This window comes from Roseivirga thermotolerans (assembly GCF_014653175.1).
GTDB lineage: Bacteria > Bacteroidota > Bacteroidia > Cytophagales > Cyclobacteriaceae > Roseivirga > Roseivirga thermotolerans.
In genome coordinates, this window is record NZ_BNAG01000002.1 from 693,971 (window position 1) to 708,347 (window position 14,377).

Below are 14,377 nucleotides of genomic sequence, written 5' to 3' on the forward strand. Positions count from 1 at the left end.
ATTCATTAATTTGGAAGCTGTTACACCTAAACATTGTACGATGAAACGATTGAAACTACTCACCCTTTGTGTGGCTGTATTGGCCATCATTTTCCCAATAGGTGGACACGCACAAATCGATAAATCATTGAACGAAACCCTTGAGTCTTTACTCGATGGGGCAGAAACTTATCAGGACTATAAGGTAATCAGAACGAGCGACCTCAGACGGTTTAAACATGCCATGCAAGATAGTCTAAGCCACTATAGGCAAAGCCTGGCAGATCTGACCGAACAAACCCAATCTATGCAAGCTACGGTGTTGCAACTGAGAGCAGAAAGCGAGCAATTGGCCAACACTTTGGCTACAGCAGAGTCTCGTGCCGATATGATCGGATTTTTAGGGATGGATATGAAGAAAGCTACTTACAGCATATTTGTTTGGTCGCTGGTGGTTTTGTTGTGCCTGTGTCTGGTCATAATGTATGGTCGTATTCGTCATGTGTGTGGAGTAGTGAAGCGTGTTAAGAGCGCCTATTCAAAGATTGTGGAAGATTATCGCAACCAGCGGTTTCAGGCTACTGAAAAGCAGATTAAACTGAAAAGGGAATTACAAACTGCTCTGAATCAATTGGAATTGGTTAAGAGCGCTGAAGCGTAGGATTAATACTTAATAATCAATAGTAGTGTCGGATTGGCTGTGAGGCCAAGAAAAAAACCCAGCGGACGGCTGGGTTTTTTTGTATTGAGGTTGAAGGTGAGTGCTGTTAAGCATAATCTGTTCTAGGCTGTGGGCCTCCTGCCATGATCTCTTCGTTGGCAAAAGACTCAAACTTCTTAAAGTTGTTCTGGAACATGCGCGCCAGCTTGTTAGAAGTTTCGTAGAAGCCTTTATCGTTTTTCCATGTTTCTCTGGCACTAAGCAGTTCGCTTGGTACATCAGGACAGGTCATTGGAATTTCGGCTCCAAAAATGGAGTGTTTTCTGTAACCCACGTTGTCCAATACGCCCGAAAGTGCGGCCGATATCATGGCACGGGTATATCTCAGTTTAATTCTTGAACCAACTCCGTAAGGGCCTCCGGTCCAACCGGTATTAATGAGCCAAACATTTACTCCGTGCTCATCCATTTTCTTTCCGAGCATTTCTGCATAGGCGGTTGGGTGAAGTGGCATAAACGGAGCTCCAAAGCAGGCCGAGAATACCGGGGTAGGTTCGGTAACTCCTGCTTCTGTACCGGCTACTTTAGAAGTATAGCCCGAGATAAAGTGGTACATGGCTTGCCCTTTGTTCAAACGCAAAATAGGAGGCATTACACCAAAGGCATCGCAAGTAAGGAAGAAGATGTTTTTTGGAATGCCACCAATAGAAGGAACTGCAATATTGTTAATGTGGTCGATAGGATACGATACCCTGGTATTTTCGGTTACTGAGGTGTTGCTGTAGTCTACCGTGCGAGTGCCTTTATGGAAACGGGTGTTTTCTACAATAGCACCATATTTAATAGCCCTGAAAATATCGGGTTCATTTTCTTCGGTAAGGTCTATGGCTTTGGCATAGCAACCACCTTCAAAGTTAAACACGTTCTTTTCGGTCCAGCCGTGCTCATCGTCACCAATCAACAGTCGGTTAGGGTCTGCCGAAAGGGTGGTTTTACCTGTGCCCGACAGCCCGAAGAAGATGGCCGTATCTCTTTTGTCAATTCCCATATTGGCCGAACAGTGCATTGGTAGCACACCATCTACTGTTGGCAACAAGAAGTTGAGTACTGAGAAAATACCTTTTTTCATTTCTCCCGAATACTGGGTGCCCCCAATCAGGATCATTCGTTTGGTAAAGTTTACAATGGCAAAGTTGCTTTGTCTGGTGCCATCAGTTTCAGGGTCTGCCTCAAATTCGGGGCAGCAAATAATGGTGAAGTTGGGCTCAAAGTCGGCAAGTTTATATCCTTCCGGCCTAATGAACATGTTATAGCAGAATAGGTTGTGCCAGGCAAGGGTGTTGATTACCCTGAGTTTTAGACGGTGGGTTTTGTCAGCTCCCGCGTAAGCATCGCGCACATAGACTTTTTTGTCTTCCAGATGGCTGATCATTTTGTTGTAAATGCGGTCGAACGATTCAGGTGAAATACCAATGTTGATATCGCCCCACCACACTTTGTCTTCTGTTAGTTCATCTCTTACAATGAACCGGTCTTTTGGAGATCTTCCGGTAAATTTTCCTGTGTCACACATTAAAGCACCGGTGTCGGTTAAGTGGCCTTCACCGTTTTTGATAGACTCCTCAATCAGTTCGGTTTGGCTGAGGTTCCAGTGTGCTTCTTTAACTTTTTTAATGCCTGCCGCTTCCAGGCCTGCTTTGTTGGATTTTATTCCAGTTTCTAACATGATTTTAGGCTTAATTTCCTTGTTTATGAAATCGTTTGCAAAAGTAAGTATCGCGCTCGAAATTAATGCATTATTTGCCGACAATTACATTTTAACATCACAAGGAGCCGAAGTAAGCTCCCTTTAGGCTAAAATGTGGCCTCATTTGTGTGAAATGGCTTGTAATATCTTATGGACGGTCGTAGATTGGAAACTTTGCTGTAAAACTAACTAAAACAACTATGTCAGAATTGAGAAGTCAAGAGCCGGAGATGCTCGGCCACCCGAAAGGGTTATTCTATCTGTTCTTTGCTGAGCTGTGGGAACGATTCAGTTTTTATGGAATGCGCGCCTTGCTCACCTTATATATGGTGAACGAAATTTTTGAAGCGCTTGCCACCCGAGATTTGGCTGCTGCAGCCGTTTATTCTTCTTATGGTTCGTTGGTATATGCCTCTACCGTGGTAGGAGGTAGAATTTCTGATAAGCTTTTAGGCTTTAGGCGTTCCATTATGCTTGGAGGTATTCTCATGGCTTTAGGACATTTTGTTTTGGCCATTGAAAATGACATGGCTTTCTTTTTAGCACTGGCTTTCATTGTAGTGGGCAACGGGTTCTTTAAACCCAATATTTCCACCTTTGTGGGAGCACTCTACAAAGATGGAGATGTGCGAAAAGACTCTGGGTTCACCATTTTCTATATGGGAATCAACATTGGTGGCTTTATAGCTCCCATTCTTTGCGGATGGCTCGGTAGAGAATACGGCTGGCACTATGGCTTTGGCTTGGCCGGTATTGGAATGTTAACCGGCTTGGCCTTTTTCTGGTCTGGATTGAAAAGTGGAATTTTTGGAGATAAGGGATTGCCCCCAAGTGAGGAGGGGCTCAATAAGCCGGTGCTGGGACTTAAGAAAAAGGTACTTGTTCCTGTACTATCCTTTTTGGCGGCACCGTTTATTGCACTTATGCTGGCTTCTTATGAGCCTGTTTTGGGAGGAGAGTCATTCTTTGGCGACCAAAACTTTGTAAACATCCTCTTCAAAGGAATAGGTATAGCCATTTTGTTATACATGGCCTTCATTATTTATCAGGCCACACCTTCTGAAAGAAAGAAACTGGCTGTGGCGCTATTTATTACCCTTTTTATGACGGTTTTCTGGGGTTTTCATGAGCTTTCAGGGAGCGTAATTACCTTGTTTGCCGACAGGAACGTGAACTTGTCTATTATTGATGCCGCCCAGACCAACTCGCTGAACTCCATGTTCATTATTTTCCTTTCCATTCCTATTTCTTTGCTATGGACCTCATTGGCCAAAAAGAAGAAGAACCCCAGAACTCCATATAAGTTTGGAATGGGATTGCTCTTGGCCGGAGTGAGTTTCTATGTGTTGGCTTTAAGTCGTGGTGCGGCCGATGAAAACGGCATGGTGCCATTTGTTTATTTGCTCTTAATGTACTTCTTACTTTCGGTGGGTGAGTTGTTTATGTCGCCCGTGGGGCTTTCTAAAATTACTGATCTTTCACCCAAGCGAATAGTGGCCTTTATGATGGGGGTTTGGTTCCTTTCTAGTGCCTTTGCCTTTCAGGTAGTTGGGTTTATTGGTAAAAAACTAGCCATAGAGAGCGATAATGCCGATATCAGAGGTTTCGATTCGCTTGATGTATACATTGGAGGTTTTGAGATGATTGCTCAATATGCCATTGGTGCAGGACTTATTGTATTTATTCTTTCTCCATTGTTGAATCGCTGGATGCAGAACGTGCATTAAGGATAGAGTCTTTACTAAAGAGGCTGTTTTAATAGCAACTCGTATGAGGTTAGTGGCTATTGAAACAGCTTTTTTTATTCTATAATCTGCTGAACCCTATGCTGAAGTACTGGTAATACCTCTTCTTCAAACCATAAATTCTTTCTCATCCAGATGCCATTTCTGGGAGAAGGATGAACCAGCGGAAAGTACTTGGGTAAGTATTCTTTAAATGATCTCACCGTCTCAGTGAGGTTCTCCTTTCTTCCTTCCAGATAATAGCTTTGAGCATATTGGCCAATCAACAGGGTAAGTTCTATGTTTGGCATTTTTGCCAGTAACCTTTCATGCCATTCAGCGGCACACTCCGGTCTGGGCGGAAGGTCGCCCGACTTGCCTTTTCCCGGATAGCAAAAACCCATAGGGACGATAGCAAAAAGACCGGAGTCATAAAACTGTTCATCGGTTACACCCATCCATTTTCTCAGGTTTTTACCGGAAGGGTCATTCCAGGGAATCCCGGTTTCGTGTACTCTTGTTCCCGGAGCCTGCCCAATAACAAGTATTCTTGAAGAACGATGGACCCGAATCACAGGCCTGGGGCCCAGAGGCAGATGTTCTGCACAAAGTGTACAATTCCTTATTTGTTCCAGTAGGTCTTGCATAACGAAATATCGTAAAAAGCTATGGAACGATAGGTCGTCTATTTGATAGACCAGTCCTGAAAGCCAAACTGCGATAAAATATCTTGTAACGATTTGAGTGGTTGAGGAGAGGCATCGCTCTGATGAAGATCCAAATCCCACCAACTGGTAGTATGCCAGCGGCCCAATTTGTATCCAACGTTTTTCATTTCACCAATGTGTCTAAAGCCTAATGCCTGATGAAACCCGATACTGGCCTGGTTGGGAACGGTAATCACTGCTATGGCCTTACAATAGTTCATGGCCTGCAACATGTGTAGCAGCTGGAGGTACAGCTTGCGGGCTATGCCCTTGTTCCGATGGTTGGGATGCACGTATACGGTTACTTCCTGGTTCCACTGGTAGGCTTTGCGGCTCCGATGATCTGTGGCATAGGCATAGCCTGTTACCACTCCGTTTTCTTCGGCCACCAGCCAGGGGGCTTTTGTCCCATAGGTGAGTATGCGTTGTTCAAACTCCTCCAAAGGTGGGGGAGTCAGTTCAAAGGAGGTAGCGGTTTCCTGAACAATTGGGCTGTAGATACTTAGCATGGGAGCGGCATCGCTAAGTTTAACTATTCGGATAGATATTGCGGATTTCATTATAGAGAAAAAGGGCTGGTTAAGGTAAAGATAAAATGCGGTAGTTTTAAAATGATTACAATCAGCGTACTTTCGTGGCATGAACGACTTTTCCAGCGCGGAGCTAATTTATTATGTTGACCTGGCCGGTACGTTTGTCTTTGCCGTCAGTGGTTGGCTGTTGGCCGCTAAAAAAGAGCTGGATTTTTTTGGGGCCTCTGTTATTGCTTTTGTTACGGCAGTGGGAGGGGGCACACTGCGCGATGTTCTCATTGGTTCAACGCCTGTAGGCTGGATGCAAGATGTTAACTATCTTATTATAATTGCCTCCGGCATGTTTGCAGCGGCATTTTTCAGAAGGATTTTTGAAAAGCTCCGCAAAACCATGTTTCTGTTTGATTCCGTTGGTATTGGATTGTTTACCATTCTGGGCCTGCAAAAAACACTCGATCTTGGACTGTCTCCTATAGTAGCGGTTATGATGGGTACTATTTCCGCAGTTTTTGGTGGTGTTTTGCGCGATACTCTGGTCAATGAAATTCCACTAATATTCAGGCGGGAAGTTTATGCTACGGTGTGCCTGGTGGGCGGGATAATATATCTTATGCTAGGTCAAACGGCCATTAATGATGACTTCAGAATTATAGTGACCATTTCAATCATTATTACTATCAGAATTCTGGCTGTGGTATACAACTGGTCGTTCAGGGCTGTAAAGTAAGGGTTACTTTTTGCGCTTGTTCTTTTTTCTCTTAAAGTAAAAACTATCAGCTTGCGGACTGGTATAGAAGCCCCATATCAAGGAAAGTGTAATTGCATTGCCCGAATAGTTTACAACACCATTCAGCGCGTAGTCCGTTAAGTTATATTTGGCTTGCAGGGAGAGGTACTGCTTGTGACTCAGGTTATATTTATAGCCCAAACCTGCATTGAAATTGTAGGTGAAAACACTCTCCCCTGAAATGCCGTTGTCTTCATCCTCTTTAATGGCGTCAAATCCATCGATGCCGGCACCGGTAAGAATAAGCACTTCATTTCTGTTCCACTCTATTAACTCCCGGCTGTAGTCTATGCCAAAGTAGCCTCCAAAAAAATGCCTCGTACTTACCTCAAGGCCAAAATCTTCTTTACGATAGGCGGTGTATTCGTTTGGTGCATTGAGGAATTTAAAACTAACCGATAGGTCTAGGGTAGACTTGCCTTTTTTGCCACCAATAAAAAAACCAATGTTAGGGTGTGAGCCTACGGCCTGCATTTCACCGGTAGGCATCCACCATCCGCCCAAAATTCCAGAGTGCAACTTGAGCATTTCATCAATTTGTCTAACCTTGGTATCATAAGCGCCCTTAATAGGCGATTGGTGATAAGTGGGCAAACGCATCATTTCATGCAAAGAGGGTTCATCGGAACCATAAAAGGAGGCTAGAAAATGTTCGGTGCTTCCGGGTTCATAGTGGCCTATTGCATTTTTGGCCATTCGCGCCAATAGCGTGTTGAAGCTTCCATTGATGGGTACAAAATCGAAATAAGAGGCTGTCCAATTGTTAAATTCCACCCCATCAGCTGCCAGATATACTTTCGTTTGATAACTGGAAAGGTAGTCCATAATGGCCGGTGTAAGCTCTCCTGAAAAGGATTGATTATGGAGCGATAGAATGGTTTTTGCTCTGAATACAGGTTCGGTAAGGCCACACTTGCCTTGCCAAAAGTTGAGCAGCAATTGTGCAGAGTCTAACTCGCTAGTTACAAAATAAGACTCCAGCATTTCAACCGAATTAAGGGCAATGTCGAAACAGTTTATCGTTCGTTTTACCATTCGGTCTTCAAAGGTTGGTTGTTGTGCTAAGAGGCTGAAGGTGGTGCTTAGAAGAAGGCAGCCAATAAGGAGGTTGTTGCGCATAGTTTATTATAAAATGCAAAGTTAAGTATGTTGCGTATTGATTGTTATGCCCGCGTCTCAATTATTTATGCATAAGCCTTTGATGGCCACAATTGCTCAGCCTGGGGCAGATTTGAACCAGCCCCTGCCTATTCCATAAGCCCTTCACTTTTGAGAATTTTCACCCATAGGGCATAGCCAGCCTCATTTAAATGAAGACCATCGTAGGTCAATTCGGATTTGAGTCGCTGACGATTGTCCAGAAAGAAGGGAAAGAGATTAAGGAATTCTACTTCATGTTCAGCACAAACCTTAAATAGGAGCTGGTTGGTCATAAGTACTCTGTATTGTTTGTCGTAGTGCTGAGGAAACCCATCGAACTCTGGATTTACAGGGAGTATGCTTTGTACGATTATTCTTGTGCGAGGGCTTTCGCTTTGTATTCGTTGAATGATCTTTGCTATGTTGTTGGCAATGACTGCCTCTGGAATATCCATGCCGATGTCGTTAATGCCAATTAAGAGGAACAGCTTGTTTGGTTTGCGCTCTGTGATTTCACTGAGTCGATTGATAATGCCAAAGGAGATGTCGCCTCCTATGCCACGATTGAGCACTTTACTGTCAGGGAAATAAGCCTGCCACTGGCCACCTTCTGTAATACTATTGCCCAGAAAAATGATTTGTCCGGTGGTCATAGGGTCTTTTTCAAACTGTTTTAGTCTGTTTTGGTGGTGATGCATAATGTAGGGCACCGTGTCGAAAACCCTTTGGTGGGTAATCTGTGCTAAACTTTGCGATAAACAGAAGAAAAACAGACTGCCTGCCAACCATTGCTTAGGCTTCATAAACCACCGACTCTTCATGATCGAACCATTGAGGGTACATGGGCATATGGAGGGCTTCTACCCGGTTACGTTTTACCTTGAGCGAAGGGGTCATGAGGCCGTTTTCTACAGACCAGATTTCTTTCATGATTACCGCCTTGGCAATTTTTTCATATGCCTCAAGGCTGGGGTTAAGCTCTTCTATAGTCTGCCAAACGGATTGGCTAAGTTCTTCTTTGCTTTTCTTTTTCCCACTTTCAGAAGGTACAATCAGAGCTATGGGCTGAGGAATACCCGTACCTACCACGCATACCTGGTCTACATCGTAATTTTTAAGCAATTGAAGCTCTATGGGGGCAGGCGAAATGTATTTTCCTTTATCTGTTTTGAACTGGTCTTTTACCCGGCCGGTAATGCTCAGAAAACCATCGTGATCGAACTCGCCAATATCTCCGGTTTTCAGGAAGCCATCTTCGGTAAACATTTCGGCAGTCTTTTCAGGCTCTTTGTAATAACCTTTCATCAGGCAATTACTCTTTATTAGTATTTCACCCTCAGCCGATAGTTTGGATTCTACCCCGGGAAGTGGTTTGCCAACAGTTCCAAACTTGTTTTGACCGGGAAGATTAAAGTGGGAGAGAATACAGTCTTCGGTCATTCCGTAGGCCTGGTTAATGATTATGTCCAGACGGGCGTACCATTGCTTGAGGCTTACGGCTATGGGAGCAGCTCCCGAAAAATTGGCCATTGATGCCGAAAGCCCCAGTTTTTTCTTGATTTTCTTCTTTACCAAGCCACCAATTAGCGGAAGGGAAAGCAGGTGATCGAGCTTTTTCTGTGGCATTTTCTCCAAAATCTTTTCCTGGAATTTTTGCCAAATACGAGGTACACCAAAGAATATATGTGGCTGAACGGAAGATAAATCTTCAGCGAATGTTTCGAGCGATTCGGGGAAGCTTACAATGGCCCCACGAAAAACAGACGACAGCTCTATGCCGGCTCTCTCGGCTATATGAGTCATGGGCAGGTACGAAAAGTGCCTGGGACGCTCCGGTAAGTGAATGACATCGATGGCCGTGTTGATGAGCTGTGCAAAAGCTCCAACCGTATGCATAACTCCTTTAGGCTGGCCGGTGGTTCCTGAGGTATACATAATGGTCATTAGTTCATCGCTAGTTTGTTCATGTACAGTGGCACTTGGTTCGTGCTGAGCAATAAGCCGCTCCCAGGTATGATGCTCCATAGTGCCGTACATTTCAATGCCAATAGTCAATATGTCGGGGATTCCGGCTTTTTGACTGGCATAATCGTCCAGTTTACCAACAATGATTGCTTTCGACTCACTGTGATCGAGAATTTCATGAATGGATTCTGCACCAAGCGTGGGGTAAATGGGTATTGAAATACAGCCTGCCGCCATTATGGCGAGGTCGGCCATAATCCAATGAGCGCAGTTTTTGGAAAGCAAAGCCACGTGGTCACCGGGCTGAATGCCCAGATTGTGTAGGGCAGAGACCATACGGAGAATCTGGTCATTACTTTCGGCAAATGTGAATTCAACAAACTTCCTGTTAACGGGTTGTCTCAGGAATACTTCATTGGGAATGCTCTCAACCCAATGGTTAAAAGCCTCCAGTGGCGAGGAAAATCTGCGCGTCATAAGTCAAGAGTTTGGCAAATGGAATATAATGAAAATATGATAATGTGAGGATGCCAGCTTTAGAAAAGCCAGGCAATTTTCAGGTTCAGATCAAGATTCAGCGCCCACTGGTTTTTTACCTGTCTGTTCGAAGCAAAGTTGTAGTTGATCCATTCCCATTGGGCATTAAAGTGCTCCAGATTTTCAGGAGGGTTTATGTGCTCTACATTTCTAATACGGGCTCCAAAGCCAGCAAACCCATCGAGTATCAGCCGTTTGCCGAGGCTATACTCTATACCCCAGCGGGGTGTAAGGGAGTGAAACTGCTTTTTAATTTGTGTGAGCTGCCACACCACAATATCGCCCTGACCATCAGGTTCGGTGAATGAAAGGCTGGCTTCGCTCGTTTTGTTCAGGTATTCATAACCCAGGCTAAGGTAAAACCGACTGTTTCGCGTGTTTCTGTAAAAGCGTTTTACTTCTGTTGTAGCCGCAAAACCGCGGGCTTCTTTGGCAAGTTCGCTATTAAAGGGAATAAAGTGCTTGTAGGTAAACTGCAAAGAGTGCTTTATAGAAAGCATGTGCTGGTAGGAAATTTCCAGGCCCGGATGCTGCCCTCCAACTGGCGATAGTGGGGTTAGCGCGATGCGATTAGGCCGACTGATGAGCAGGGCACTGTCGGCTGGTAGGTAGGGAGTGTAGAACCCTCCGGCCAAATCGACATATACACGCCTTGGGTACTCCCATTTTTTAGTGTTTAGTTCATCTACCAGAAAGCCTAGAGCGTATGGCGAAAACAGATTCAGGTAGTACAGTTTAGACCTTACCGGTAGAATAGAGATTCTGGTTTGGTGCTGCTCATTGAAGAAGCCAATGGAAAGTGGTTGTGTGGTGTTTTCGAATACGGTTGTAAATGGCCCCGGCATTTTGTTAATGAGTGTGTCTTCATCTATAATAAAATTGGCGGGTTCTGAAGTCTCAATGGTTACGGTACTGTAGCGGCTGTTGAATAAAGATGCACAAGACTGCATGAACAAGCACATGATAATGGTAGCAATGGCCGGAATAATTTTGGCATTCTTATGCAACATGGTTGCAATGTAGCAAAGGCTTTACATACTGCTGTTAAGGTAAAATTATTTTAAAGAGGAGGATAGTTCTTTGCGGAAGCACAGGCTGTTGGTCACTCCTTCGTATTGTCCGTAGTTGGGTATTCGGCCATACCCATTTTTAGTATAGAGTGCAACCGCTTCATGTTGCCTTTTGCCCGTTTCTAGTATTGCTGAAGTAAAGCCCAGGTTGTGCGCCCAGTCTTCCAGACCTTTTAATACAAGCCCGGCAATTCCTTTACCACGGTGTTCTTCGGCTACATACATCCGTTTTATTTCAACTGTGCATGGGGAACTATGGGCCTTAAAGGCTCCACATGCTACGGGTTGATGATTAAGGTAGGCCACCAGACAGTGCTTTAAGGAATCTATGCTGTTGAACCGGGCATAAAAAGCATGTTCATCGCCATCGCGTTGGGCCAACTCCTGATCGAGCAGTTTAACCAACGCTACAAAGTGAGGGTGAGAAGAGTCCGTTTGGGTAAGAGAAGGAGCCATGAGCTTGTTTTGGTAATTGGTATAAAAAAAGGGTTACTCATTTAGAGCACAAAGCCGTATAGACCACTTGAACTACAAGCGGTGTCTTTACAGCACCTTATAGAAGCCATTTATAAAGAGATAAATGGAGGTGAGGTGTTGAAATATGCGTCATGCTTCTTACATAAGTAATCCTATAAAACAAATAACCCTTCGGTAACCATCAGTCACCGAAGGGGGCTAAGGCGTTTATCTTGTCAAAAGGCTATTGCCCTTTGCTTTTATCTGGTTTGGTCTCACCCTTTACTTTTTCGGCCATTTCCTGAATCTCATCGGCCGACTTACCTTTCAGGTATTCAGGGAGTTCCATACCCGCCATATTGAACATTTCTTGTAGTGGAGGTACGGATTTATACAGGCCTGAGATAAAATTAGCGGTAGACGTTTTGTTTTCAGGGCCATTGCCGCTGCCATTGTCCCACACAGTGATTTTATCAATCTTAATGTTTTTAATGGCTTCAGTTTGCAAGCGAACAAGCTCCGGTAATTTATCGGCCACCAACAGTAGAACAGCATTTTTGGAGTCATTTCCGGCTGCTTTCACTATCTGCTCAAGACCTTGAGCCTGTTTGGTGAGTACTTCGTAAATACCTTTTGCTTCGGCTTGCTTCATGTACAATATAGCGTCAGCTTCACCTTTGGCTTTTCTTCTAATCATTTCTGCCTCTGCTTCAGCCGCAATTTCTACCCGTTGCTTGTCTATTTCGGCAGGTACCACCACATCGGCTGTTTGAGTAGACTTGTCGCGTTGGGCACGAGCAATTTCGGCTTCTTTTTCTGCCGCATAGGCCTCTTCAAGGGCTTTTGCAGCCTGTACTTTCTCAGCTGCGGTAGAAATCCTCTTTGCTTCTGCTTCTTTTTCAATACGGGAGGCATCGGATTGAGCTACTTTAATTTTAGCCAGGTTTTCACCTTCTACGGCTTTGGCATTGGCTGCGGCTACTTGGGTGCGTTGGTCTTGTAAGGCATTGGCCTGCCCAATTTGCCCGTCTCTGTCTTTTTCGGCTACACTTTTAATGGCATCGTTAATGGCTTTGGCAGCAGCCTCTTTACCAAGTGCTTCAATATAGCCCGACTCATCTTTAATGTCGGTCACGTTTACGTTGATAAGTTTAAGGCCGATTTTTTTCAATTCGGCCTCAACATTAGAGGCTACATTGGCCAGAAATTTATCTCTGTTGCTGTTAATTTCCTCAATATCCATTGTGGCTACTACCAACCTTAGCTGGCCAAAAATGATGTCTTTGGCGAGGTCATGAATATTTTGTTGAGAAAGACCCAAAAGTCTTTCGGCAGCATTGTTCATTATGCCTTCTTCGGTAGAAATACCCACTGTAAACCGAGAGGGTACATCCACCCGAATGTTCTGACGGCTCAAGGCGTTGGTCAGGTTTACTTCTATAGAGATAGGGGTCAGGTCTAAAAAGGAGTAATCCTGAATAATTGGCCAGATAAAGGCGGCACCTCCATGAATACACTTGGCGGAACGACCTGATTCGCTTCCTTTTTGTCCGCCAACTTTTCCATAGACTACCAATACTCTATCGGAGGGGCACCTTTTGTACCTCCTGAAGATGCCGATGAGCATTACGAATACGAAGATTACCGCAACGGCAATAATGATGATAAATGATTCATTCATATGTGTTGAATTAGTGTTTAGAGACGAGAAGAATATTGTCATTTATGACCTCTTTTACATTAACCACCGCTCCGGTGGGTAAGTCTTCAGGGTCATCGGTTATGGCTTCTAACTCTCTTAGAGAGCCCTGCACTTTTACAAGTACTTTGCCAATGTTGCCACGACTGCCGTGTATGCGCATGTAAACTTCGGCCACAGCCCCTTTGGCGTTATTGATATTGAGGGTGCCACTATCTGTTAGTTTACTAAAGAAATAGAAGAGGCTAGCCATTAGGGTCATCATTAAAAGCCCTGCAATGGTCGATACGATGAGGGTGGTTGCAATGCTATAACCGGAATCGAGCGAGGCAATGCCTGACCAGGAAAAGATAGTAAAGAAGCCTATAAAGTTCTTTAGGGTAAAAAATTGGAAGCCTGCTCCACTGTCGCTTTCAACATCAAAGTCGGCATCCCCGTCTACCTCGATTTCTCCGCCAATAAAAGTGAGTACCATTTGGATAAGGAAAATGAGGGTGAAGGGAATTGCCAGGCCCCAGTAAATTTTGTGGATTGTATCTAATGCATTCCACCATTCTGATAAGTTCGACATGCAAGGAAAAATTTGGTAGAATTAAAATATGGTTTTTTAGTATTCCAATCCAAATAAATCAGGTCATGGGTGTATAATTTTGCCGAGTGGCGAATGAACGGGTTAAAAAATAGTAGGATTGCTATCTGAGGTTTAGCCAACCGGAGCTGCTCGTGCCGCAGGCTAGAAGAGGGATAGAGCAGCCTGGCAGCAGAGCAACTTCCGGAATGTAAATTTTAGGCATATTGACCGACTACATAGCCTCCTGGTACAGTACCAAAAGCAATGTTCAGGCGTGTCCAGGTATTGATTTGGGAAATGGCCAGAGTAATCAGGGCAATTTGATCTTTGTTAAAGTACTTCTCCAGGGCAGCCATTAATTCAGGCTCAAAATGCGCCCGATTTACGTTGGTGATAGCTTCGGTGTAGGCCAACACGGCTTGTTCCAGTTCGGAGTAGTATGGGGTTTCCCTCCAGGCCGATAGCGAATAGAGCCTTTGTGGTGTTTCTCCCAAATGTTCGGCCTCTTTATAGTGCATGTCCAGGCAGTATGCACAACTGTTTATCTGGGCAACTCTTAGCTTTATGAGTTCCAGCAGTTTGTGATCAATACCAGACCTGTACAGAATGCCATCTGTTTTAATAAGGCCGGCAAAAATGGAGTTGTCGATTTCGTTTTGTGCTATTCTTGCTTTCATGATTATGTTTTTTCATTACTACAGTTGAGGGGCAGAAAGTGTGACAATACTTATAAAAATTGTAGGGGCTGATTGGAAGACTTTCCTGTTAGCCAGAATGCCTCTTTCTGCTTTTACAAAGCGG

General features: G+C 44.4%; 14 protein-coding genes. 3 read left to right on the forward strand and 11 right to left on the reverse strand.

Going from position 1 to position 14,377, the window contains the following annotated elements; all coding sequences use genetic code 11:
* Positions 1-40: 40 nt before the first annotated feature.
* On the forward strand, positions 41-640 hold the full coding sequence (locus IE164_RS08950; RefSeq protein WP_189629870.1) for a hypothetical protein: 600 nt from the start codon (positions 41-43) through the stop codon (positions 638-640).
* A 106-nt stretch (positions 641-746) separates the two neighbouring features.
* On the opposite strand, the gene pckA is transcribed toward IE164_RS08950, so the two are convergent.
* Complete coding sequence (gene pckA, locus IE164_RS08955) at positions 747-2,366, reverse strand: phosphoenolpyruvate carboxykinase (ATP) (protein ID WP_189629871.1); 1,620 nt, start codon at positions 2,364-2,366, stop codon at positions 747-749.
* Between the two features lie 221 nt (positions 2,367-2,587).
* Between pckA and IE164_RS08960 the strand changes: the two genes are divergently transcribed.
* A complete protein-coding gene (locus IE164_RS08960) occupies positions 2,588-4,114 on the forward strand; it encodes a peptide MFS transporter (protein WP_189629872.1) in 1,527 nt (508 codons plus the stop codon).
* A gap of 74 nt (positions 4,115-4,188) precedes the next feature.
* On the opposite strand, the gene IE164_RS08965 is transcribed toward IE164_RS08960, so the two are convergent.
* Both IE164_RS08965 and IE164_RS08970 read right to left on the reverse strand, forming a co-directional pair.
* Positions 4,189-4,758 (reverse strand): uracil-DNA glycosylase family protein, encoded by a 570-nt coding sequence (locus IE164_RS08965; RefSeq protein ID WP_189629873.1) that lies wholly within the window; start codon positions 4,756-4,758, stop codon positions 4,189-4,191.
* A gap of 38 nt (positions 4,759-4,796) precedes the next feature.
* Positions 4,797-5,378, reverse strand: a complete 582-nt coding sequence (locus IE164_RS08970; protein ID WP_189629874.1) for a GNAT family N-acetyltransferase — start codon at positions 5,376-5,378, stop codon at positions 4,797-4,799.
* Positions 5,379-5,457: 79 nt separating this feature from the next.
* On the opposite strand from IE164_RS08970, the gene IE164_RS08975 reads away from it, so the two are divergent.
* Positions 5,458-6,078 (forward strand): trimeric intracellular cation channel family protein, encoded by a 621-nt coding sequence (locus IE164_RS08975; protein ID WP_189629875.1) that lies wholly within the window; start codon positions 5,458-5,460, stop codon positions 6,076-6,078.
* Positions 6,079-6,081: 3 nt separating this feature from the next.
* Here IE164_RS08975 and IE164_RS08980 read toward each other — a convergent pair whose 3' ends face one another.
* The 8 genes from IE164_RS08980 to IE164_RS09015 form a co-directional block, all read right to left on the reverse strand.
* Complete coding sequence (locus tag IE164_RS08980) at positions 6,082-7,257, reverse strand: hypothetical protein (protein ID WP_189629876.1); 1,176 nt, start codon at positions 7,255-7,257, stop codon at positions 6,082-6,084.
* A gap of 128 nt (positions 7,258-7,385) precedes the next feature.
* Positions 7,386-8,081, reverse strand: coding sequence for a GDSL-type esterase/lipase family protein (locus tag IE164_RS08985; protein ID WP_189629877.1), 696 nt, complete (start codon positions 8,079-8,081; stop codon positions 7,386-7,388).
* Complete coding sequence (locus tag IE164_RS08990; RefSeq protein WP_189629878.1) at positions 8,071-9,720, reverse strand: AMP-binding protein; 1,650 nt, start codon at positions 9,718-9,720, stop codon at positions 8,071-8,073. Before IE164_RS08990 ends, IE164_RS08985 begins: the two co-directional genes overlap by 11 nt.
* 59 nt (positions 9,721-9,779) lie before the next feature.
* Positions 9,780-10,790 (reverse strand): hypothetical protein, encoded by a 1,011-nt coding sequence (locus IE164_RS08995; protein WP_189629879.1) that lies wholly within the window; start codon positions 10,788-10,790, stop codon positions 9,780-9,782.
* 45 nt (positions 10,791-10,835) lie between these two features.
* Complete coding sequence (locus IE164_RS09000) at positions 10,836-11,306, reverse strand: GNAT family N-acetyltransferase (protein ID WP_189629880.1); 471 nt, start codon at positions 11,304-11,306, stop codon at positions 10,836-10,838.
* Between the two features lie 244 nt (positions 11,307-11,550).
* Complete coding sequence (locus IE164_RS09005) at positions 11,551-12,987, reverse strand: flotillin family protein (protein ID WP_189629881.1); 1,437 nt, start codon at positions 12,985-12,987, stop codon at positions 11,551-11,553.
* A 10-nt stretch (positions 12,988-12,997) separates the two neighbouring features.
* Complete coding sequence (locus IE164_RS09010; RefSeq protein WP_189629882.1) at positions 12,998-13,576, reverse strand: hypothetical protein; 579 nt, start codon at positions 13,574-13,576, stop codon at positions 12,998-13,000.
* 215 nt (positions 13,577-13,791) lie between these two features.
* Positions 13,792-14,253 carry a carboxymuconolactone decarboxylase family protein gene (locus IE164_RS09015; protein WP_189629883.1) on the reverse strand — a complete coding sequence of 154 codons (462 nt, stop codon included), beginning with the start codon at positions 14,251-14,253 and terminating at the stop codon, positions 13,792-13,794.
* Between the last annotated feature and the right edge of the window lie 124 nt (positions 14,254-14,377).